General features: G+C 67.0%; 20 protein-coding genes and 1 tRNA gene. 8 read left to right on the top strand and 13 right to left on the bottom strand.

What is annotated here, in order from left to right:
* Positions 1–7: 7 nt before the first annotated feature.
* Both HF886_RS16345 and HF886_RS16340 read left to right on the top strand, forming a co-directional pair.
* Positions 8–84: transfer RNA gene (locus HF886_RS16345), tRNA-Met, on the top strand.
* A 92-nt stretch (positions 85–176) separates the two neighbouring features.
* Positions 177–1391, top strand: coding sequence for an AI-2E family transporter (locus tag HF886_RS16340; protein WP_169652870.1), 1215 nt, complete (start codon positions 177–179; stop codon positions 1389–1391).
* Here the strand turns inward: HF886_RS16340 and HF886_RS16335 are convergent.
* The 3 genes from HF886_RS16335 to HF886_RS16325 form a co-directional block, all read right to left on the bottom strand.
* Positions 1380–2918 (bottom strand): FAD-binding protein, encoded by a 1539-nt coding sequence (locus HF886_RS16335; protein WP_169652869.1) that lies wholly within the window; start codon positions 2916–2918, stop codon positions 1380–1382. The genes HF886_RS16340 and HF886_RS16335 overlap by 12 nt on opposite strands.
* An 87-nt stretch (positions 2919–3005) precedes the next feature.
* Positions 3006–3653 carry a CoA transferase subunit B gene (locus HF886_RS16330; RefSeq protein WP_169622951.1) on the bottom strand — a complete coding sequence of 216 codons (648 nt, stop codon included), beginning with the start codon at positions 3651–3653 and terminating at the stop codon, positions 3006–3008.
* Entirely contained in the window at positions 3650–4396 is a 747-nt protein-coding gene (locus tag HF886_RS16325) for a CoA transferase subunit A (RefSeq protein WP_169622950.1), read from the bottom strand. The genes HF886_RS16330 and HF886_RS16325 overlap by 4 nt, the downstream gene beginning before the upstream one ends.
* 180 nt (positions 4397–4576) lie before the next feature.
* Here HF886_RS16325 and HF886_RS16320 point away from each other — a divergent pair, with 180 nt between their 5' ends.
* From HF886_RS16320 to HF886_RS16305, 4 genes are read left to right on the top strand one after another with little or no spacing between them, the layout of a single operon-like run.
* Positions 4577–4717: a hypothetical protein gene (locus HF886_RS16320; RefSeq protein WP_169652868.1), complete on the top strand. Its 141-nt coding sequence runs from the start codon at positions 4577–4579 to the stop codon at positions 4715–4717.
* Positions 4714–5523 (top strand): IclR family transcriptional regulator, encoded by an 810-nt coding sequence (locus tag HF886_RS16315; protein ID WP_346765388.1) that lies wholly within the window; start codon positions 4714–4716, stop codon positions 5521–5523. The genes HF886_RS16320 and HF886_RS16315 overlap by 4 nt, the downstream gene beginning before the upstream one ends.
* A gap of 20 nt (positions 5524–5543) precedes the next feature.
* Entirely contained in the window at positions 5544–6755 is a 1212-nt protein-coding gene (locus HF886_RS16310) for an acetyl-CoA C-acetyltransferase (RefSeq protein ID WP_169652867.1), read from the top strand.
* Positions 6756–6794: 39 nt separating this feature from the next.
* Entirely contained in the window at positions 6795–7211 is a 417-nt protein-coding gene (locus HF886_RS16305; RefSeq protein ID WP_169622947.1) for a hypothetical protein, read from the top strand.
* A 6-nt stretch (positions 7212–7217) separates the two neighbouring features.
* Here HF886_RS16305 and HF886_RS16300 read toward each other — a convergent pair whose 3' ends face one another.
* From HF886_RS16300 to HF886_RS16265, 8 genes are all read right to left on the bottom strand, one after another.
* Entirely contained in the window at positions 7218–8255 is a 1038-nt protein-coding gene (locus HF886_RS16300) for an NADP-dependent oxidoreductase (RefSeq protein WP_169652866.1), read from the bottom strand.
* 368 nt (positions 8256–8623) lie between these two features.
* Positions 8624–11092, bottom strand: coding sequence for a glycoside hydrolase family 2 protein (locus HF886_RS16295; protein ID WP_169652865.1), 2469 nt, complete (start codon positions 11090–11092; stop codon positions 8624–8626).
* 15 nt (positions 11093–11107) lie between these two features.
* A complete protein-coding gene (locus HF886_RS16290) occupies positions 11108–12067 on the bottom strand; it encodes a DUF1839 family protein (protein WP_169652864.1) in 960 nt (319 codons plus the stop codon).
* Positions 12064–13005, bottom strand: coding sequence for an amino acid--[acyl-carrier-protein] ligase (locus HF886_RS16285; protein ID WP_169652863.1), 942 nt, complete (start codon positions 13003–13005; stop codon positions 12064–12066). The genes HF886_RS16290 and HF886_RS16285 overlap by 4 nt, the downstream gene beginning before the upstream one ends.
* Positions 13002–14201, bottom strand: coding sequence for an acyl-CoA dehydrogenase family protein (locus HF886_RS16280; protein ID WP_169652862.1), 1200 nt, complete (start codon positions 14199–14201; stop codon positions 13002–13004). The genes HF886_RS16285 and HF886_RS16280 overlap by 4 nt, the downstream gene beginning before the upstream one ends.
* Positions 14198–14440, bottom strand: coding sequence for an acyl carrier protein (locus HF886_RS16275; RefSeq protein WP_169622941.1), 243 nt, complete (start codon positions 14438–14440; stop codon positions 14198–14200). Before HF886_RS16275 ends, HF886_RS16280 begins: the two co-directional genes overlap by 4 nt.
* Positions 14437–14835, bottom strand: a complete 399-nt coding sequence (locus HF886_RS16270) for a holo-ACP synthase (protein ID WP_169622965.1) — start codon at positions 14833–14835, stop codon at positions 14437–14439. The genes HF886_RS16275 and HF886_RS16270 overlap by 4 nt, the downstream gene beginning before the upstream one ends.
* A 285-nt stretch (positions 14836–15120) precedes the next feature.
* Positions 15121–16461: an NAD(P)/FAD-dependent oxidoreductase gene (locus HF886_RS16265; RefSeq protein ID WP_169622964.1), complete on the bottom strand. Its 1341-nt coding sequence runs from the start codon at positions 16459–16461 to the stop codon at positions 15121–15123.
* A 155-nt stretch (positions 16462–16616) separates the two neighbouring features.
* On the opposite strand from HF886_RS16265, the gene HF886_RS16260 reads away from it, so the two are divergent.
* Positions 16617–17537 carry a LysR family transcriptional regulator gene (locus HF886_RS16260; protein ID WP_169652861.1) on the top strand — a complete coding sequence of 307 codons (921 nt, stop codon included), beginning with the start codon at positions 16617–16619 and terminating at the stop codon, positions 17535–17537.
* 6 nt (positions 17538–17543) lie between these two features.
* On the opposite strand, the gene HF886_RS16255 is transcribed toward HF886_RS16260, so the two are convergent.
* On the bottom strand, positions 17544–19211 hold the full coding sequence (locus HF886_RS16255; RefSeq protein ID WP_169622939.1) for an ABC-F family ATP-binding cassette domain-containing protein: 1668 nt from the start codon (positions 19209–19211) through the stop codon (positions 17544–17546).
* Positions 19212–19544: 333 nt separating this feature from the next.
* Here HF886_RS16255 and HF886_RS16250 point away from each other — a divergent pair, with 333 nt between their 5' ends.
* Positions 19545–20396 carry an alpha/beta hydrolase gene (locus tag HF886_RS16250; RefSeq protein WP_169622938.1) on the top strand — a complete coding sequence of 284 codons (852 nt, stop codon included), beginning with the start codon at positions 19545–19547 and terminating at the stop codon, positions 20394–20396.
* Between the two features lie 7 nt (positions 20397–20403).
* On the opposite strand, the gene HF886_RS16245 is transcribed toward HF886_RS16250, so the two are convergent.
* Entirely contained in the window at positions 20404–21378 is a 975-nt protein-coding gene (locus HF886_RS16245) for an alpha/beta hydrolase fold domain-containing protein (RefSeq protein ID WP_169652860.1), read from the bottom strand.
* Positions 21379–21394 lie beyond the last annotated feature (16 nt).

Raw genomic sequence — 21394 nt, 5'->3', positions numbered from 1 at the left:
CAGGCAACGCGGGGTGGAGCAGCTCGGTAGCTCGCTGGGCTCATAACCCAGAGGTCGCAGGTTCAAATCCTGTCCCCGCTACCACCACCGGCCCGGACTCTCACGAGTCCGGGCCGGTTTTGCTTTCCCCACGGTAGATTCGCTGTGCCTGCATCAGTAGCGGCCGCGGGGGCGACATGGACGACGTAGACAGCCCGGAACCGACGAGGGCGCCGCGGGGTGGTGCCCGGCGCGTCGAGCGCTCCGGGCTTCCCCGCTGGTTCCGCCCCGTGATCCTCTACGTCCTGTTCGCGATCGCCGCGTACCAGATGTCCGGGTGGCTGTTCCACAATCTCAAAGGCTTCCTCGGGCTGCTGTTCCTCGCGTGGCTCTTCAGCATCACCGTCGAGCCCGTCGTGGACCGGATGGAACGCTTCGGGATGCGACGGGGGGCCGCAGCGGGACTGGTGCTGTTCGGGCTGGTCCTCCTGGTGGTCGGGTTCCTGTCGCTGTTCGGCGCGTTGCTCGCCGAGCAGCTCTCCCAGCTCGTCACCGCGTTGCCGGACGCGTTGTCCTCGGTCACCCAGTGGGCGAACCGCACGTTCGACACCAACTTTTCGGTCGATTCGGATGATCTCCGCATCACGCCCGACACGGTGCGCGAACTCGCCGCCCGGTTCACTCCGGGTGTGCTCGGTGTGGTGACTTCGCTCTTCGAAGTCGTGTTCCAGTTGCTGACGATGCTGCTCTTCGCGTTCTACATGTCGGCGGAGGGCCCTGCTCTGCGGCGCACGGTGGCGAGTTGGTTTCCGGCTCAGCAGCAACGAGTGATTTCGACCGTCTGGGAGATCTCGGTGGACAAGGCCGGCGGTTACGTCGTCTCCCGCCTCATTCTCGCGGCCTTCAGCACCGTGGCGACCGGGGTGTTCCTGGTCGCGCTGGATGTGCCCTACTGGCTGCCCCTGGCCCTGTGGACGGGCGTCGTCTCCCAGTTCGTCCCGACACTGGGCACCTACCTGGCGATCGCCTTGCCCGCGATCATCGCGGCAACGACGCATCCGATCAACGCCGTGTGGGTCGTGGTTTTCGGCACGCTCTACCAGCAGATCGAGAACTACGTGCTGCATCCGCGCGTCACCGCGCGCACCGTGGCCATCCATCCCGCCGTGGCCTTCGGTGCGGTGATCATCGGTGCGTCACTGTTCGGTGCCATCGGCGCGCTCGTCTCGGTGCCGGTCATCGCGGTGATCCAATCGCTGATCGAAACGTTCGGCCGGCGTTACGAACTCGTGCCCGAAATCGCCGGTTCACCCGGGCCCGATGCGCCGGACGCGAACCGCGACACCGGAGACGCCGGAGACGCCGGAGACGCCGGAGACACGAGGGCACCGGACGAAGGATCAGGTGCGTGAAGCCAGGTCACGTGCCGCGAGGTGCGCGAACACCATGCTCGCCCCGATGGGGTTTCCGCCGCCGGGATACACGGTTCCGCTGACCGCCGCCATGGTGTTACCGGCCGCATACAGCCCGGGTATCGGTGCTCCGGAGGTGTCGAGCACACGGGCACAGGTATCGGTGCGCAACCCTCCCTTGGTACCGAGATCGGACAGTCCGAACGCCGCTGCGTGGAACGGCGGCGTGTCCACCGGCACGAGAGGCGACTCGCCACCCGAGAACGCGCGATCGTAGGGTTCGTCCCCCCTGCCGAAATCCTCGTCGACGCCGGCCGCCGCGAAGGCGTTGAATCGTTCGACCGTCGCGGCCAGCACGTCGGCGGGAACACCGATCATGTCGGCGAGTTCCTCGAGCGTGTCCGCGGTCTTCCACAGACCGGCCTCGACGTACTGCTCCGCCTCCGCGACCGGCACGTTGGTGGCCTGGACGGGTGGTGCGAGACCGTCTTTGTCGTCGTAGATAATCCAGAACGGCATGGTCAGCTTTCCGCTCTCCGCATGTGCGAGGGCGGCATGCCCGATCCGGTCGTACGGTGCGGATTCGTTGACGAAACGCTCACCCCGGTCGTCGACGAACACTCCACCGGTAAACCAGAGCGCGAACGCCGAGCGGCCGTCGGGGTGCGTCAGTCCGGGCGACCACCATGCTTCGTCCATGAGATCGACATCCGCGCCCGCCGCGATTCCCGCGCGGTGCCCCTTGCCGAGGTTGGACCACGGCCCCATCGAATCGCGTGAGTGGCCCGGGACTCCGAATTCGGCCCGCATGTCGTCGTTGCGCTCGAATCCACCGGCAGCGAGGACCACACCCCGCCGTGCGCGGATGGCACGTCGCTCACCTCCGTGCGAGACGATCGCTCCGACCACGCCACCGTTCTCGACCACGAGATCTTCGAGGGCGGTGTCGAGACGGGTGTCGGCGTTCGGGTATTGCCGAAGGGCGACGAGGAAACGGCCGACCAGCGCCCGTCCTCCGATGAGGGTGCTGCGGAGGCGCTCGCCGGCGCGTTCGCGACCGAGGGGGCCGCGGATGGATTCGTTGAGTTCGAGGTCGTCACGCACCCGCAGCGGCGCCGCGCAGATGTGCCGGCCGGTGGCGCTGGCGTTGGGTGCCTTGCCGAAGTAATCGGGCCACGGCAGCACCTGGAACTCGAAGTTGTCGTCCGCTTCGAGGTAGTCGATGAGGGGCGCGCCACTGGTGACGAACGTGTCCTGCAGGTCGCGGGGGGTGCGGTCTCCGACCACGGAACGGAAATAGGTACGGGCGTCGTCGAGGGTGTCCGTGTCACCCGCCCGCCGCAATACGGCATTGGTGGGGAACCACATTCCCCCGCCACCGGAATACGCAGTGGTCCCACCGAAGTGCTCGGAGGCCTCGATGAGTATCACCGAAAGACCTTCCCGGGCAGCGGTATACGCGCCGCAGCACCCGCCCGCTCCCGATCCGACCACGAGTACGTCGCATTCCTCGGCCCAGTCCACCATTGCGTTCCTCCGTCGGTCCGGCGTCGGCAGATGCTAACCGTCCGGCACGCGGGGGCGGGAGCGTCGTGTCCCACCGGGCGGGAGACCCTAGACGGCGAGAGGCGCGGCGGTGGCGGCGAGCACGTCGTCCACGGTCACTCCGGGAGCGGTGTCGACGAGCACCAGACCCGCGTCGGTGACATCGATGACGGCCATGTCGGTGATGATGCGCTGGACGCAATGCCGCCCGGTGAGGGGCAGTGTGCACTCCTCGAGAATCTTCGGGTCGCCCTTCTTGGTGACGTGCTCCATCATGACGATGACGCGCTTGGCGCCGTGGACCAGGTCCATCGCGCCGCCCATCCCCTTGACCATCGCGCCGGGCACCATCCAGTTCGCGATGTCACCCTTCGCCGAGACCTGCATGGCCCCGAGAACCGCGACGTCGATCCGGCCACCGCGGATCATTCCGAAGGAGGCCGCGGAGTCGAAGTACGACGCACCGGGAACAGCCGTGATGGTTTCCTTGCCGGCGTTGATGAGTTCCGGGTCGAGTTCTTCTTCGGTCGGGTACGGGCCGACGCCGAGCACGCCGTTCTCCGAGTGCAGGATGACCTCGATATCGGGATCGAGGTAGTTCGGCACCAGCGTGGGCATGCCGATACCGAGATTGACGTACTGACCGTCGGACAGTTCCCGTGCCACACGGGCCGCCATCTCCTGACGGGTGAGCCTGCGGATATCTGCCTGGGTCATGCTCGCACCGTCCGATTCTCGATGCCGACCTCGACCGGGCCGACGTGCACCACACGCTGAACGTGGATGCCTGGTGTGTGGATTTCGTTGGGGTCGAGTTCGCCCGGCTCCACGAGGTGCTCGACCTGCGCGATGGTGATGCGGCCGGAGGCCGCGGCGGGCGGATTGAAGTTTCGGGCGCTGGCGCGGTAGACCAGATTGCCGTGGCGGTCGCCCTTCCACGCGTGGACGAGAGCGTAATCAGCGGTGATGCCGCGCTCGAGTACGTAGGTCTTCCCATCGAATTCGCGGGTTTCCTTCGGCTCCGACGCGGCGGCGATGTGACCGTGTCCGTCGTAGCGCAGCGGCAGGCCGCCCTCTTCGACGGCGGTACCGACACCGGCCGGGGTGAAGAATGCGGGGATTCCGGCGCCTCCGGCACGTAGCCGTTCCGCGAGCGTGCCCTGGGGCGTCAACTCCACTTCGAGTTCGCCGGACAGGTACTGACGGGCGAACTCCTTGTTGGAGCCGACATAGGACGAGATCGTGCGCCGGATGCGGCCCTTCTCGAGGAGCAGCCCGAGACCGAACCCGTCGGTGCCGCAGTTGTTGCTCACGGTCTCGAGATCGGTGGCGCCCTGTTCCAGGAGCGCGGTGATGAGTATCTCGGGGATTCCGACCAGGCCGAACCCGCCCACAGCGATGGTCACGCCGTCGGGGATGTCGGCTACGGCCTCGTCGGCTGAGGCAACAACTTTGTCCATGTATCCCAGAATAGACCCGATTGTGCGTAATGTGAACCGGCGTTCGCATTGTGAACACTCTCCGCGGCGCCTTGCACGTCGCGCTCCGGCGGATCTACGCTGTTCGCATCGCGTTCGATCGTCCACATAGCGAACGCTGAACCGGCCCGCTTGCCCGCAGCGACCCGCAGGAGACCACCGATGACCGTCCCGCTGCATGTCGAGCACATCGCGCGCACAGAGCACGGCAGGACGGTCCACGTCAGCACAGAAATCCGCAGCGGTGGATCTCCCGCGCGACACTCGTTCCTCGACTCCTCCTCGAAAGGCGCCGCCTCGTGAGCACCTCGGACCTGAACGACCCGCGCGAGGGTTCCGTCGCGTCGACCGATTACGTCCAATCGCTCGCGCGTGGACTCTCGGTGATCACAGCGTTCGGGGCCGACCACCCCAGGCAGACCCTCTCGGACGTTGCACGGGCGACCGGCCTCACGCGCGCCACCGCGCGCCGGTTTCTGCTGACACTGGTCGAACTCGGCTACGTGCGTACCGACGGTTCACAGTTCTGGCTCACACCCCGCGTGCTCGAACTCGGCTACAGCTACCTGTCGGCACTGTCCCTGCCGGATGTCGCACGGCCCCATCTCGAAATGCTTGCAGAGAAAGTCCACGAGTCGACCTCGGTGTCGGTGCTCGACGGCGACGACGTCGTCTACATCGCGCGCGTGCCCGTCCGCCGCATCATGACGGTGTCCATCACCTTGGGAACCAGGTTTCCCGCACACGCGACATCCATGGGACGGGTACTCCTCGCGGGCTTGTCGCCTTCCGAACTCGAAAAGTACCTCACGCGAGCCGAACTCACCCCGATGACGTCTCGTACGCTCACCACCGTCGACGACCTGCGAACCGAAATCGAGAAGGTGCGCAGAGACGGGTACGCGATCGTCGACCAAGAACTGGAAGAGGGCCTGCGCTCCCTTGCCGCACCCATCCGCGACGAATCCTGTGCGGTGGTGGCGTCGATGAACATCTCCACCCACGCCGGGCGATACCCGGACGACACCGTCCACGACGTTCTCGTCCCCTCCCTGATCTCGACCGCAGAAGCAATCTCCCACGATCTCGTCCGCACCCGCACCAACTGAGACACCACCCCGAGGAACCCATGAACGACGTAGTGATCTGTGAACCCCTCCGCACCCCGGTCGGCCGATTCGGTGGCGTCCTGAAGGACATCGCACCCGAAGACCTTGCCGCGACCGTGATCCGGGAACTCGTGGCTCGCACCGGGATCACGGGATCGGACGTGGACGACGTGATTGTCGGCCAAGCCTCCCCCAGCGGTGAGAACCCTGCCATCGGCCGTATCGCCGCGCTGAATTCCGGCCTGGGTGTCGATGTTCCCGGCCTTCAGGTCGACCGTCGTTGCGGCTCCGGGCTCCAGGCGGTGCTCCAGGCCGTGATGCAGGTGCAGTCCGGCGGCAGCGACCTCGTCCTGGCGGGCGGCGCGGAGTCGATGAGCCAGGCCGAGTTCTACGCGACCGGAATGCGCTGGGGCGTGAAGGGAGAGGCAGTCGCCCTCAACGACCGGCTCGCGCGTGCCCGCGTGACCGCCGGCGGTCGCGATTTCCCCGTGCCCGGCGGCATGATCGAGACCGCCGAGAACCTGCGCGCCGAATTCTCTCTCAGTCGCGAGGACCAGGACGCGCTTGCCGTGCAGTCGCACCACCGCGCGGTTGCCGCACAGAAGAACGGAATCTTCGCGGAGGAGATCGTCCCGGTGCGCGTTCCCCAGCGCAAGGGCGATCCGATCACCGTCGACACCGACGAGCATCCGCGCGCGGACACGACCCTCGAGGGACTCGCGAAGCTGCGCCCGATCCGCGGCAGGATAGATCCGGATGCCACGGTGACCGCCGGTAATGCCAGCGGCCAGAACGACGGTGCCGCGCTCGCGGTGGTCACCACCGCGGAGAAGGCATCGAAGCTCGGACTGCGTCCGCTCGCGCGGCTCGCCAGCTGGGCCGTCGCCGGTGTCCCGCCACGGACGATGGGAATCGGCCCGGTCCCTGCCACGGAGAAGGCGCTCGGCCGCCTCGGCCTGACACTCGCCGACATGGACGTCATCGAGCTCAACGAAGCCTTCGCCGCACAGGCGCTGGCGGTCATGCGCGTGTGGGGGCTCGAGCCGGACGATCCGCGGCTGAACCCGCACGGATCGGGTATTTCGCTCGGCCATCCGGTCGGGGCGACGGGCGCTCGCATCCTCACCACTCTGCTGCGCGAACTCGACCGGCGGGAGGGCCGCTACGGCCTGGAAACGATGTGTATCGGGGGCGGGCAGGGACTCGCAGCGGTCTTCGAACGCATCGGTTGATCCGGCCACGAGCGCGGTCGCGCTCCGTAGCATCGGGGCATGAGTGATCTTCGGACGGACACACCGCCCACCACACGCCCCCGTACGGCCGCGCGACTCCTGCTCGCCGCCGCACTGGTCTTCGCGGGTCTGAGTCACCTGTTCTGGGGCCGTAAGGACTTCCAGGCCCAGGTGCCCGACTGGGTGCCCATGGACAAGGACGGGGTGGTCATGGCATCCGGAGGAGTGGAGATCATGCTCGGCGCGGGGCTGGCCGTCCTCGGTCGCGACCGGGTCCGGGTGGGCCGGATCGCCGCCTTGTTCTTCGCGGCGGTCTTTCCGGGAAATCTTGCGCAGTACCGCGGGCGGCGCAGCGCGTTCGGGCTCGACACCGACCGGAAGCGCCTGGTGAGGCTGTTCTTCCAGCCGGTGCTCATCCTCTGGGCGCTCTGGAGCACCGGCACGCCGCGCCGCTGACCCCGCTTACTCTTCGGGTGCCACGCGCACCAGCATCTTTCCGAAGTTCTTTCCCTCGAGCATCCCGATGAACGCCGCCGGTGCGTTCTCCAGGCCGTCGACGATGTCCTCCCGGTACTTCAACGATCCGTCGCGAACCCAGGCCGAGGCATCGCGCAGGAAGTCGCCGTACATCTCCTTGACGAACTCGGTCTGGATGAAGCCCCGGATCGTGAGGCTCTTGGTCAGCACCGACGAGAAGAACCTCGGCAGGCGGTCTGCCCGCTCCTCGACAGCGCCGTTGTACTGCGCGACCAGTCCACACACCGGGATTCGGGCGTAGGTGTTGAGCAACGGCCACACCGCGTCCTGCACCGCGCCGCCGACGTTCTCGAAATACACGTCGATACCCTCGGGGACGGCGTCCTTCAGCTTCTGCGCGAAGTCGGGATCGCGATGATCCAAGGCGACGTCGAACCCGAATTCTTCGGTCAGTGCGCGGCACTTCTCGGGGCCACCCGCGATACCTACTGCCCTCGCGCCCTTCAGCTTCGCGATCTGACCCACCGCCGATCCCACCGGGCCCGTGGCGGCCGCCACCGCCACCGTCTCCCCGGGCTTCGGCTGCCCGATCTTCAGCAGTCCGGAATACGCTGTGAATCCGGGCATCCCGAGCACACCGACCGCGGTCGAGATCGGGGCCGCCGCCGGATCGAGCTTCCGCACTGCCCCGGCGTCGACCACCGCGTGCGACTGCCATCCGGCGCCCGCCAGCACATAGTCGCCGGCGGCAATGTCGGCGGCGCGGGACTCGACGACCTGACAGACGGTGCCCGCCACCATGACGTCACCGAGTTCGACGGGCGGGGCGTACGACTTGGCAGTACTCATCCGTCCCCGCATATACGGATCGAGCGACAGATAGACGACCCGCACGAGGAGCTGTCCCTCGCCGACCTCCGGCAGGTCCACGACCTCGGTGCGAAAGTTGTCGGTGGTGGGTGTGGCGTCCGGGCGCGAGGCGAGAACGATGCGGGTGCTCTGGGCTGACGTGGATGCACTCATCACTCCAGTGTGCCGCACATCGCCCGGCGGCCTCAGACGATCCGGTGCGCTTCTCCTCGGGGCGGCACATAGTTGGAGAACAACCGGGAGTGGACGACCTCGGTGAACGAGGGCCCATCCTGTTCGACCCGCCGGGCAGGCCTGGGCTGCTCCCTACGCACCGGCGACATGTTGGATGTGGATCGAATAGACACTTCGACTCCTCTCGGAAACGGGGAGGAAGGCGCTACCGAACACCGTCGCGCATCGACTCGACGGGTGTGCGACCCCCCTTGCGAATACATATACCCCTTCGACGTGCGCAACGCACGCGCGGGTTTCCGCGGCGTTCTCGTGTCGCCTCCGGTGCCAGCGCCCCGGACGAGCACCTACCTGCCGTCACCTGCGCATATGGGAGCGGTCACCGCCGAATTGAGTGCTGCCACTCGGCCTGTCGGCCGATCCGCGAGACCGGCCGGTCGCAGGGGAACCGTGCGAGAACCACCGGGGGGCAGATGAAACCACGAATCGGTTGCGTCGAACCCGGCCACGTTCAGCCGCACGTATTGAGCAGCGCCGTCGGTGTCCACCGTGACCGACCACCCGTTCGCGGATCGGTGCGCGGTCGCCCTCAGGCCGATGTTGCGCTCGACGGGACGGGCGGCGCCCCCGATGAGATGGACATTCTCGGCGAGCACGACGCCGGACGCGTCGACCAACCGGACGGAGGCAGCATCGAATGCTTTTGTCCCGAAACGATATGCGTGGTTCACGTCCGCGAAACCTCCGGTGACTACGTTCCACGACAGAATGTGCGCGTCGTGGGCAGCGAGTGTCAGCGGCACTGTGATGTCGGTCGAGACGACACCCGCGGCGGTGTGGGAACGGAGGTGCAGAGTGGCGGCGAGCGGACGGTCGGTGTCGTTGAACACCAGGACCCGTAACCCGTCCAGCCCGTCGTCGACGAGAAGGGCTGTGACAGGCGCGAACACGCGGCGCAGGACGAACCACGGAGCTTTCGGGACACCTGCATGGTCGAGGACACCCCATCCGGCACCCGGTTCCAGATCCCGGGCCGCCAGCACCAGAGCGCCCCGGCAACCGGAGTCCGGCCGACGCCAGTGCTGGAGGACTTCGGTGAAGGCTTCGCATACGGCGGCACGTCCGAGATCGAGGTAGCGTTCGGGGTCGGACCAACGCTCGGCTGCGGGATCGGCGCCGAATAGACTGCGCACGTAGTGATCCCGAACATCCTCAAAATCCCACGACGCCCCGTTGTCGCGCGGAACTGCGGCCTTCCACGCCGGGTGGTGACCCGCGACGGCCACACTGCCGAATGCCGCCTCGACAGCGTCGTTTCCGGGAGGAATCGAGAAGGCGAGACATTCGGCGGCGAACCGCACGCCTGCCGCACGCACATCGGAGAGTGGCCGACGATAACCTCCGACCCCGAAGTAATGCGCCACACCGGAACTCACATCGATCGGCAGTGCGTCCGAGCCCGGAGGCGCGGAGGGTGACGACGACACCCAGACGACTCCCGGAGCGACCGCGTCCGCGATCGCCGGAAGCACGTCGTCGATGGCGGGGATGACCGCTCGCTGCACTCCGAGCATGGCCGGCTGCTGCTCCGTTTCGCTCCCACCGCACAGCACGACGAGTGCGGGGTTGCCCGAGTGCCTCAGCGCGAACGACCGCAACTCTTCCTCGAGCAACGTGCGGAACCCTACGTCGTCGGGCGGGTCGGTCGTGGCCAGCATGACGTCCTGCCACACCATGATTCCCAGTTCTGCACAGTCCGAATAGAAGTCGTCGCGTTCGTACACAGTGGTCCCGGGGATCCGGATCATGTTGATGCCGGCATCGACGCACCGCTCGAGCACTCGCCGTGCCTCCCGCGGTGTGTTCAGCCCGATCGGATCGGAGGGTGTCCACACGATGCCGCGACAGAACACGTCGATCCCGTTGACCTGCAGCGCGAATCGGTTGTCGTCGTAGTCTGCCGTGACGGAGCGGAAGCCAGCCGAACCGAGGTGAAGGGCCTTTCCGTCGAGGTGCAGGTCGACGCTGTACCCGGCCGGTTGCCCGTGGGTATGCGGCCACCACAAGCGTGCCTTCGGTACCACGGCGCGAGCACGAACGAGTTGCGAACGGTCCTGTCGGGAGACGATTTCCGCGCGGGCTTCCTGCTCATCCACCGTGACGAGGGCCGATGTCACCGCGGGTCCGGCGAGCACGACTTCGATCTCCACCACGCCGTCGCTCCCGTCCAGATGCGTGTGGACGCGACGGGAGATTGTCACGGGGTCGGTGCCGTCGAGGAGTCGGACCGGCCGCCAGGGCCCGACCGGAGCGGGCACCCCACCGAATACGGGTGCGCGGCCGATGAGTGTCGTGCGGAACCAGCGAAGACCCTGGGCGGAGATCAACGACGAGCGCCACCGGCCACGGGGCCGCCGTGTCTTCAGTGCCGCGTCGAGAGACGGGAAGCGGAGGGCGATTCGAGCCGATCCAGGCAGTTCGTCGAGGACCACGACGAGCGGGACGAACATCGACTCCGATACCGCGACACGCTGCGATCCCACCCAGATCTCCGCCTCGGTGGCGAGGCCGTCGAAGGACAGGCGCCACGGCCCGCGTCCGCGCGCGGGCACGTCGGTGACGAACCACCAGTCGCTCGCGTCGGTCTGCGCCTGTCGTGCCGCGTCCACCCCGTTCGCGTCGCGGATGGCTCCCGCCGCGGTGCCCGGGACGGATACCGGTAGCCACTGGTCGAGCGCGTCGAGTTCGTCGGGGTGGCCGACGGAACCTGGCTCCACAGCGGTGCATACCCACTGAGCTTGGGCAAGGAGATCCATGCTCGAGTGCTGTTCCTAGCGAGATCCGGCAGCGCGCGCGGCCGTCGTGATCGAGGCATCCCAGGCATCCGCCATCAGGCCGAGTTGTTCGGCGGGATCTACAGTCCGTCCGCGGGCGGCACGGGCCATGCGGAACTGCACGCTCTTCGCTCCCTCGGAGACCGACCGGAATCCCGGCGCGGCGGTTGCTGTGCCCGGATAGCCGTGGTCCTCCATGTATTCACATATGTCGGCTGCGAGTTCGGCGCTCGCCCCACACTGACGCAGCACACCGAAGGTCCACCGGTGGAACAGTTCCATCCCGCCCGAGCTCAACTGGTCGACGTCGTCGAGGACGCGCTCGGCGAGCGCGCGCACCGGGTTGGCAACGGACCGATGGCGGAGGTGCCGGCGCACGACAGCGTCGAAGGCGTCGCATTCCGGCAGCGAGACACCGAGCCGCACCTGCTCGAGGTAGGGCGGCCAGGCGGAAATTGGTTCGTCGAGTCCGAACACACCGCGGAAGTCGTCTGCGGCGAGGCGATGGTAGCCGCTGTTGTGGAAGTACTCGAGAACTTCCGCTTCACGGTCGATGAGGTTCGGCACGATGGTCGTCTTCGAATGCTCTCGGCGGTAACCGGTTCCGTCCGTGTCGGGCAGCCAGAAGGCGTCCACCTCGACAGTCGACAGCAGACCTGCATCGGCGTTCGCTTCGAGATGTTCGATGGGCCGGCGCCACACGTTCATCTCCGCGACCTCGATGCCGTACAGGGAGAACAGGTCCTCGGGCTTGAACTTCAGAAACGTCCACTGGCTGCCGTCGAAGCGCGCGGAGAAGGCACACGCCGCGGCCGGTACGGGGTCGAGTCCGAGCGAGTGCAGCACTTCGACCCAGAGGTCGACGTAGCAGTTGGTTTCGGTCCACACCCGGTCTGCGCCGTGGATCGCATGCGGAACGTAGTCCTCGACCTGGACGTCGATGAGGCGTCGGGTCACGGAAACATCCTGTTGCGCACCGAGTCCGGCCAGTTGCCGACGGCAAGGCCGTGCGTGCGCAGCATCGCCAGCGCGATGCGCTCCATTCCGAAACCTACGCACGCACTGTGTGCGACCTCGCCGTCCGGCGTGACGATGCCGAAGGTGTCTCCGAAGTGATCGCGGTGGCAGTTGCACGACACCACGGCGGTGCCGTCGTCGAGGTCTCCGTAGAGCCGCACCGTCAACTCGGTTTTGAGGTTCTCGTGGCGCTGATTCGCCGCGAGCATGCGTCCGGCCCGGCCGAAGAACGGGTCGTTGGCCGGCACCGCGGTGGCGTCGAGGCCGAGCGAGTCCAGTACCTCGAGTCCGCGCCCGATCCAGGTGTCGCGGTGCTGCGCGGCGTCGTCGGCGGTGCCCAGACGCACGAACTCGTGCATGCGGAACGCCTGCATGCGTGCCGGATCGATTGCCGGCTCGTGCCGGAAACAGTAGCCGTACACATCGAGCAGTTCGCCACCCTCACGCAGGGTTCCGCTGTACTTCGCGTATGCGGGGTGGCATGCCGCCGAGACCAGGACGGTATCAGCGGGTTCGAGCCAGGCATCCCACGCTTCGCCCCGCGCGCGAGCGGCGAGCAACTCGGCGTGTTCGGCGTTGGTCCCGGCGAACGTCGTCACGGCACCGGTCAGGTGCGGGAACGAGGCGATGTAGTCGGTTCGCTCGAAACTGGTGCGCGGGAAGACCGGAGGGAAGCGCAGGCGGGTCGCCGCCGCGCCCGGGCCGGCCGCGACCACGACCCGGTCGATTCCGTCGACGATGTCTTCGAATTCGCCGGAGCGGCCGTAGAGCCCGGGAACCGCGGTGTCGACGAGCAGTCCCGCGGCGAGCAACTGCTGCTGGAAGTCCTGCCGTGCCCGTTCGAGTTCCGTGCGGTCCCCGACGGCCGTGCTGGTCATATCGTCCCTCGGTATGCGATCGACATCTGGGCAGAGTTGTTCATGATGCGGTCGTTGTTGACCATCACCGCGGCACCGTGCGCGTCACGCAGGTGCCTGCCGAGCGAATAGGGGCCCTCTTCCCGGTAGCCCGCGATTCCGCAGATCAGCATCGACCGGTTCACGAGGTCGACGACGGCGGTGGAGGCACTGACCTTGAGATTGTTCATCGCCAGCGAGAACCCCATCCCCGTCAGCGATTCGGCCTCCGCCGAACCTGCTTCCGCAGCCGTGGTCCGGTCGAAACGTCCCGCGGCCGAGAAGACGAGATCGGCGAACTGCTGGTGAGCGGCGGCCGCCTCCGCGAGACGCAGCGCACCGGGCGGAGTGACGCCGGGCTGCTTGCGGGCCGCCGACCGCACGTACGCGCGGGATTTCTCCATGGCGGCATCGGCGATTCCCAGCCACACGGCCGACCACACACTGTGAGACACGGGCAGCATGGTCCGTGACGAGATCTCGGAGTACGCCGCACCCACGATCAGATCCGCGGAAGTCTTTGCGGACAAGACGAATCCGGGACTGCAGGTGCCACGCAACCCCAGGGTGTTCCACGGTCCGGTCGGCTCGAGAGTCACGCCGTCACGGGGGCACACGACGAGAACCTGGTCGCTCGGCGGGCTGTCGGTGGTACGGCGTGCCGTCACCAGGACCGCGTCGGCGTACTCGCCGTACGAGATGACCGGGGCGTTCTTGACGACGGACACGGAATCGTCGACGCGCTCGACTGCGCAGAGGCTACTGCGCACGTCGCCGCCCGTGCCGAGTTCGGTCGTCGCCGACGCGATGAGGTAGTCGTGCTGTGCGGCGTCGGCGACGAACGCGGCCACACCCGGCGTCGAATGCCGCACGAGCGAGAGGATCTGCGTCTGGTGCATCGCGAAGATCATCGCGGTGGAAGCGCAGTAACGGCCCAGGATGCGCGCGATCTCGCACAGGTCGCTCAGCGATGCGTCCTCGCCGCCCTGCGCCGCCGGAACGGCACACGTGAGCAGTTTGTGGGCGCGCAGCGCGTCGACGGCCTCACGAGGGAACCGGGCTTCGCGATCGACTTCGTCCGCCCACACCGCAGCGATGTCGCGGCCGACGATCTCGGCTCGCTCTCGCAACGACAACTGTGTGGGCGCACTGCCGAACGCAGCGTCGACGACGCTCACCCGACACCCAGTTCGGTCAGGGCGGAGCGGATGGAACCGACGCTCGCAAAGGTGCTCTTACGCAGGAGTTCGTCGGGAAACTCGATGTCGAATGCGTCTTCGAGAGCGAGCATCACGTTGACGCTCGCGTGCGAGGTCAGTCCCAGTTCGTAGAGATCCGCAGTGAGATCGAGTTCTGTGGCGTCGACCGACAGCTTGGCGTGCTCTCCGAGCACCTTGCGGATTGCCTGTTCAGTCATGCCTGTTCTCTTTCTGTCACTGCTGTGCGGGTCGCGGCCACGGTTGCGAAGGCGTAGTCGGGCTCGTGGGAGAGCGAGACCTGGAAATCGGTCAACTGTTCATCCGACGCGCGCGCGGCAGCGTTACCGTCCAGGTGCACGGCACATCCGCCCCACGGCGCACGGCGTATTTCGATGGAGCGCCACGGAATCGCGTCGTCGCGCGGGCGGAGCACTTTCATCACGGCTTCTTTCGCCGCGAACCGTGCGGCAAGTCGCTGAACGCGGCCGGCCCCGGTGCACACCGAGAGTTCGTGCGGTGTGAAGACCCGTCGCAGGTACCGATCCCCGAAGAGGTCGATGCTCCGGGCTACGTCGGCGACAGTCACCACGTCGCAACCGATGCGAGGCGTCATCGTCGGGGCCGGGCCGGCATTCACGGGTTCCTCCGGCGTGCGGAGACAGACAGTGGGCGAAGAGGTTCGGCCACGGCCACTTCGGAAGAATTCATCAGGTTCCGCCCGGCATCTGTGCGCTCCGACATGTCCCCCAACGAGCCCCGACGCCCGTTTTGCGCAATTCGACGTGACTCTAGAGCTGTGCGTGCGCGAACTCAATCCCGCCGCGCCCACATGTGTCCCGGTTCACAACTAGTCAGGACCCCGGCCGTGACGACGGCCGGGGTCCTGAAGAGCGAGTTCCTACGCGGACACGCGCACGGGTTCTGTGCCCGCCTCGTCCGCCGACGCGGACACCGGCTCCGGAGGAGCAGCGACAGGCGTGGGTTCCTGCGCGTAGTAGAAGTGCGGGCGGCGGTGGCCCAGGAAGGACCCGCACCACGACATGACCGCGATGTAGCGATTACGGAAGCCCACGAGGTACACGAGGTGCACGGCCAGCCACAGCACCCACGCGATGAAGCCGGTGAGTTCGACCTTCCCGACCCGCGTGATGGCGCGGAAGCGGTTGATGATCGCCATGCTGCCCTTGTCCTTGTACTTGAAGGGCGTGCCGGCCGGGATCTTGCCCAGGATCATCTTGGCGACGTGCCGGCCGCCCTGCATGGCGAACGGCGACTGCGCCGGCAGGTTGTCGAGCGTGACCATGTCGCCGATGGCGTAGATGTTGTCGGCGCTGCCCACCGTGAAGTCCGCGTCGACCACGAGCCGTCCTCCGCGGACCGTCTCGCAGCGCGTGCGCTCGGCGAGCACTGCGGCGAAGTCGTTGGCCTGGATGCCGGCGGACCAGATGATCGTCTCGGCGGTGAGACGACGCGATGCCTCGGTGGTCGGCGTGGACAGGGTCGCGCCGTGCTCGTCGATGTCGGTCACGAGGGTGTTGAGCACAACCTCGACGCCGGCTTTTTCGAGCGATTCCTTCGAGTACTCGCTCAGCTTGCCGCCGAACGGCGGGAGCACCTTGTCTGCACCTTCGACGAGCGTGACGGTGACGTCGTCCGCGGTGATGTTGTGGATCGCATCCGCGAAGTAGCGCTGTGCGAGTTCCTTGATCTGGCCGGCGAGCTCGACGCCGGTGGGCCCTGCCCCGACGACGATGAAGCTGAGCAGATTCTTCCGGTGTTCCGGATCGGAGGTCGTGTGTGCTTCCTCGAAGCAGCGGACGATCTGGCGGCGCAGCCGCTCGGCATCGTCGACGGTCTTGAGCGCGTACGTCAGGTCGGCGAACTCGTCGCGGCCGAAGTACGCCTGGCGGGCACCGGTCGCGGCGACGAGGTGGTCGTACCCGAGGGTGTGCCGAGTGCCGCCGGCTTCATAGGTGACGGTGCCGGCATCCGGATCCACGTCGACGACCCTGCCCAGCCGCACATCGGCCTGCGGGTACTTCGCGAGGATCGCGCGGACGGACGGTGCGATCTCGCCGGGCGAGATGACACCCGTCGCCACCTGGTAGAGCAGAGGCTGGAACAGGTGCTCGGTGGTCTCCGAGATGAGGACGAACGGCTTGCCGGCCTTCGCGAGTTTCTTCGCCGTCGCCAGTGCTCCGAAGCCGGAACCGACGATGACAACCTCTGTCCGGTCGATGATGTTCGCCTCTTCCTTTCCTGTCCCACCCACGCCAGCGATACCTCCACTCGAGTTCATGTATTAGTCCAACCTAGGTTTCCGACCCCTCCTGTATCCAGTAACCTGGGATATTCGGGGAACTGTTATCTGTTCTGCTCATAAGTAGGGGCGTGATGGACTTCCGGCAACTGCGGTACTTCCTCGCCGTGGGAGAAGAGACGAGCTTCTCGAGGGCAGCCGAACGATGCTTCATCTCCCAGTCGGCGATCAGTCACCAGATCGCGAAACTCGAGCAGGAGGTGGGCGCGAAGCTGTTCGAGCGCTCGACGCGCTCGGTCAAGCTCACCCCGGCGGGGGTACGGCTGATGCCCATCGCCGCCGAGGTGCTGAGCCTCGAGGCCCGCGCGCTCGAAGTCGGGCACGAGCCGCGGGGAAGTATCCGGATCACGGCGAACATGAGTTTCGCGTCGCAGAGTCTCGACGCCATCTCCCGCGTACGCGAGCGCCACCCCAACCTCGACGTCGAGTTCGTCATCAAGGACTTCACCGATCGGGTCAACGCTGTCGCGTCCGGCGAAGCCGACCTCGCCCTGATCCGCGGCGACGTGGACCGGCCCGGCCTCGAGGCGATTCGCCTCGGGATCGAAGATCTCGTCATCGTCACCTCGACGAGACACCCGTTGTCCGCCTTCTCCACCGTGGACATCGGAGAACTCGCGCACTATCCGTTGCTGCTGCCACCCCGGAACAACCAGGTTCTGCTGCACCGCGTGATCGAGGACGCGTTCGTCGAGGTCGGTCGCCGCGTCCGGCTCGGTCCCCCGATCGCCAGCGACCACACCGCCACCCTCGAGGTCATCACCAACCCACGGGCCTGGACGGTCCTCTACGCCGGCACCGCCGCCGAGACACCGCACAAGGGCCTGAAGTTCATGCGCGAGACCGACCACCGGCTGCGCGTGCCGGTGTGCGGTGTCCTGCGAAGCGGGGCGACACCGACACCGGAACTCGAATTTCTCGTTCAGGCGCTGGCCCACTCGATCGTGCCCACGACGACCACCCCTCCGGCCGCCGCACGCGGTGCCGGGATCTGACGCCGGTCACGCGACCTCGCGGTCCGCCCGGTTCACCGTGAGGTTCAGATGCTTCCACCCCGCAACGTCCCGGCGAAGCTGGCGGTCATGGGTCGCGAGCACCACAGCGGCGTCGGTGACCTCCAGGGCCTCGGTCATCTCGTCCACGAGGGTGATCGACAGATGGTTCGTCGGCTCGTCGAGCAGCAGAACGTGGGGCCGGGTCGCGAGCATCATCGCCAGGTCGAGCCGACGCTGCTGGCCCATCGACAAATCCCGCACCCGCTTGTCGAGATCCCGCTCGTCGAGCAGACCGAGATCCTCCAGGGGCACGGTGCGGTCCTCGGGCACCACACCGTGGGCGGTGAGGAGTCCGATGTGGGTGTCGTACACCTCGCGTACCCGCTTCCCGGACGGCGGTGCCGACTCCTGCGCGAGTCGCCCGACCCTCACCACCGGGTCCACGACCAGCGTTCCCGACGTCGGCTCGATCGTCTGTGCGAGCACGGCGAGAAGTGTCGACTTCCCGGCACCGTTCGGTCCCGTCACCATCAGCCGCGACCCGGCGAGCACCGCGAGCGAGACCGGCCGGTCGAGCCGGCCCGCGACCGCGATCTTCTCCGCCCTGATCAGCGGCGCGTCGGGCTCGAGCAAGTCGAGTTCGGCGCCGAGTGAGGGCATCGTGAACCGCAGCGGAGGGACAGGCGTCGTGATCTCCTGCTCGTCGAGCGCGTCCTGCCGGCGGTGGACGGATCGAACCAGGCCGGGAGCGCGGGTCGCGCGCTGGTGTTTTCCCGTTCCCTTGTCCGGTCGCCAGCCGTCGATCAGCCTGTCCCGGGCGTGCTCGAGCTCGCCGGTGAGCCGGGCACGCTCGGCCTCCTGCCGGTTGTATTCCTCGACCCATCGCGCGTATTCGGCCTTTCGTCCCTCGCGATAACCGGCGTAGCCACCGCCGTAGAGGCGGGGGCGCCCGTCCCGGCTCGGGTTCAGGTCGAGGATCGAAGTCGCGACATCGGACAGCAAGGCCCGGTCGTGGCTGACGAGGACGAGACCGCTGCGGGTCTGTTGCAGTCGCTCGGTGAGGTAGTCGAGACCGTCGGCGTCGAGGTGGTTGGTGGGCTCGTCCAGCAGAAGGAAGTCGTGTTCCGCGCCGAGCAGGGCTGCGAGCCGCACGCGGTAGCGCTGCCCCACGGACATCTCGGACAGGAGCCGGGACCGATCGGTCACAGCACCGAGTGCCTCGAGGGCCGCATCGACGCGGCGATCGGCGTCCCAGGCCTCGAGTTGCTCGGCTGCCTCGAGCGCGTTCGCGTAGGTCTCCGCGGCAGCCGACCTGCCCTCGGACAGCCCGACGGCACTGTCGTCCAGCGCGCGCAGGGCTGCACGGGCCGCGGCGAGTTCGGTGTCGATCAGGTCGCCGACCGTACGACCGCCGCTGACGGTCATCTCCTGCTCTGCGACGCCGAGCGACCCGAATCGTCGAACGGATCCGGAATCGGGTTCGAGGCTGCCCGCGAGAATATGCAGCAGCGTGGACTTTCCCTGTCCGTTCTCACCGACCACGCCGATCCGGGAGCCGGGTGAGACAGCGAGGTCGACGCCTTGCAGGACGGGGTGGCCGCCGCGGGCGATGTGGACGTCGAGTGCTCCGAGTTGCGCGCGCGAACGGCGAGGCAGTGTGATTGTGGTGGTCATGTTTTCCTCCGCATACCGGGCACCTCGTCCCCACTGTGGTGGGGTGGAGTCGCTCGGTTTCCGACGAACGGCCGGGTCAGCGGCCGAGGGACACAGGCAACGGCCCGCTTCTCCGATTCCCGTCGCGCGGGCGAGGGAAGGGGCGGGCCGGCGGGCGTCAGTGGAAGAGGAGTGCCTGGATCACGACATCCAGGGTACCGATGCACAACAGGGCGTCAATCGGATTGATTCCCGACCGGTAACTCCGTTTCATCCGTGGCGAGTCCCGAGACGCGAGCCACACACGTGCAAGGATGCGATGGCCCCCACGTCGACCATCCGGCAGGAGACCCCATGCAGCACCGCGAGTCCTCGTTCACCGGCGGAAACGGCACTCGAATCGTGTACGACGTGTGGTCGCCGGACGGTGAACCCACCGCGCTGCTCGTCCTGGCGCACGGCCTCGGTGAGCATGCCCGTCGCTACGACCACGTCGCCGAACGGCTCACCGAACTCGGCATCGTGGTGTACGCACCGGACCATCGGGGACACGGCCGATCCGGCGGCAAGCGACTGCACGCGCGCACCATGAACGACTTCACCGACGACCTCGACGCACTGTTCGACATCGCGACCGCGGCCCATCCCGGCCTGCCGACGTTCCTCCTCGGCCATTCCATGGGCGGCGCGATCGCACTCGCGTACGCACTCGATCACCAGGACCGGCTCACCGGACTGGTGCTGTCCGGACCGGCGCTCGTGGTCACGTCCGGCACGCCGAAGCTCGTTGTGGAACTCGGAAAGCTGATCGGTCGGATTCTCCCTGCTGTACCGGTGCAGAAACTCGACAGCGCAGCGGTGTCGCGCGATCCCGCGGTGGTCGCCGCATACGACGCGGATCCTCTCGTGCATCACGGTTTGGTGCCCGCCGGCCTCGCGCGGGTCCTCGTGCTCAACGAGGAGAGTGTCGCGGAGCGTCTGCCCGGCCTGACGTTGCCGCTGCTCGTGCTTCACGGCTCCGCCGACACATTGGCCGACCCCGCGGGGGCACGCGTGGTTGTGGACCATGCCGGATCGGAGGACCTGACGTCGAAGTTGTACGACGGGTTGTTCCACGAGGTGTTCAACGAACCCGAGAACGACCGTGTGCTCGGCGATCTCGTCGAATGGTTGCAGCCACGTCTCCTGAAGACGACGAAGCACTAGCCTGCGTTCAGGCGGCGCGACCGTCGTCCAGCGCCACGACGGCGCGGCGTGCGAACGCAATGCTGAGCGTGATGAGTTCCAGGGCTTCGGGCAAGGCGCGCGCAAGAACCGGCCACGCATGGACCTGCCCGCGCCACAGGTGGGTTTCGACCACGCGACCCGCCTCGGCGAGGCGGTGCGTCATGATCTCGACGTCGGGGCGGGTGAGTTCGTATTCGGCCGCACAGAGAAACATCGGCGGAAACAGTGCGGGGTCGGCGTCGACCGGGTTCATTTCTCCCTCGATCGCGTCCTCCCCGATCCACCGAGGGCGTAGTTTGTCGAGCGCCTTGATCGGCAGATACGCATCCCTGGCCATGTAGGCCCGGTCGTGATCGCCGAGATCGAGATTCAGCAGTGGCGAATACCCGATGACCGCCGCCGGCCGCTGAAGTCCGCGACGTGCCGCGATCTCGGCCACCTTCGCAGCCAGGTACCCACCGGCGGAGTCTCCTCCCACGATGATGCGCGTCGGGTCGTCCGCGATGCCGAGCAGTGCCTCGTACGCGCTCATCGCGTCCTGCACCGATCCCGCAACAGGCACGACCGGAACCTGTCGGTAGTCCATCGAATACACCGGTGCACCCGATTCGAGCGCTAGTTGCACGCACAGTTGCCGGTGGGTGGACGGTCCGCAGAAGATGAATCCGCCGCCGTGGAAGTACAGGATAGTGGCGTCCTCGAGCGGATCGTCCACGGGTTTCGGCGACATAATCTGCTCCGCCGGGACACCGCCCAGCTCGGTCTCCGTGACATGGACATTTCTCGGTGTCGGAGTGACCTTGTCGACGAGCCAGGACAGCCGCCCGAGCACAGCGATCCCGAAATCGTTGCTGGGCCAGAGGGTGAGCACGGGCTTGAACAGAAGTCGGGCAACCCACAGGACGATCAATGCGATCCTGCTCGTGCGTTCGTGCCACGTGACCGGAGCGGAAGTGCGCATGAGAACACAGTAAATG

Origin of the sequence: Rhodococcus sp. 105337 (assembly GCF_012844225.1) — a bacterium.
Classification (GTDB): domain Bacteria; phylum Actinomycetota; class Actinomycetes; order Mycobacteriales; family Mycobacteriaceae; genus Rhodococcus.
This window is presented reverse-complemented; position numbering and strand designations above follow the sequence as displayed.

Coding starts and splice junctions, on each gene's coding strand:
- HF886_RS16300 (WP_169652866.1), bottom strand. CDS start 8,255: ATGAGTGCATCCACGTCAGCCCAGAGCACCCGCATCGTTCTCGCCTCG.
- HF886_RS16330 (WP_169622951.1), bottom strand. CDS start 3,653: ATGACCCAGGCAGATATCCGCAGGCTCACCCGTCAGGAGATGGCGGCC.
- HF886_RS16335 (WP_169652869.1), bottom strand. CDS start 2,918: ATGGTGGACTGGGCCGAGGAATGCGACGTACTCGTGGTCGGATCGGGA.
- HF886_RS16270 (WP_169622965.1), bottom strand. CDS start 14,835: ATGACGCCTCGCATCGGTTGCGACGTGGTGACTGTCGCCGACGTAGCC.
- HF886_RS16305 (WP_169622947.1), top strand. CDS start 6,795: ATGAGTGATCTTCGGACGGACACACCGCCCACCACACGCCCCCGTACG.
- HF886_RS16255 (WP_169622939.1), bottom strand. CDS start 19,211: ATGACCACCACAATCACACTGCCTCGCCGTTCGCGCGCGCAACTCGGA.
- HF886_RS16310 (WP_169652867.1), top strand. CDS start 5,544: ATGAACGACGTAGTGATCTGTGAACCCCTCCGCACCCCGGTCGGCCGA.
- HF886_RS16250 (WP_169622938.1), top strand. CDS start 19,545: ATGCAGCACCGCGAGTCCTCGTTCACCGGCGGAAACGGCACTCGAATC.
- HF886_RS16275 (WP_169622941.1), bottom strand. CDS start 14,440: ATGACTGAACAGGCAATCCGCAAGGTGCTCGGAGAGCACGCCAAGCTG.
- HF886_RS16245 (WP_169652860.1), bottom strand. CDS start 21,378: ATGCGCACTTCCGCTCCGGTCACGTGGCACGAACGCACGAGCAGGATC.
- HF886_RS16295 (WP_169652865.1), bottom strand. CDS start 11,092: ATGGATCTCCTTGCCCAAGCTCAGTGGGTATGCACCGCTGTGGAGCCA.
- HF886_RS16325 (WP_169622950.1), bottom strand. CDS start 4,396: ATGGACAAAGTTGTTGCCTCAGCCGACGAGGCCGTAGCCGACATCCCC.
- HF886_RS16320 (WP_169652868.1), top strand. CDS start 4,577: ATGACCGTCCCGCTGCATGTCGAGCACATCGCGCGCACAGAGCACGGC.
- HF886_RS16285 (WP_169652863.1), bottom strand. CDS start 13,005: ATGACCAGCACGGCCGTCGGGGACCGCACGGAACTCGAACGGGCACGG.
- HF886_RS16340 (WP_169652870.1), top strand. CDS start 177: ATGGACGACGTAGACAGCCCGGAACCGACGAGGGCGCCGCGGGGTGGT.
- HF886_RS16260 (WP_169652861.1), top strand. CDS start 16,617: ATGGACTTCCGGCAACTGCGGTACTTCCTCGCCGTGGGAGAAGAGACG.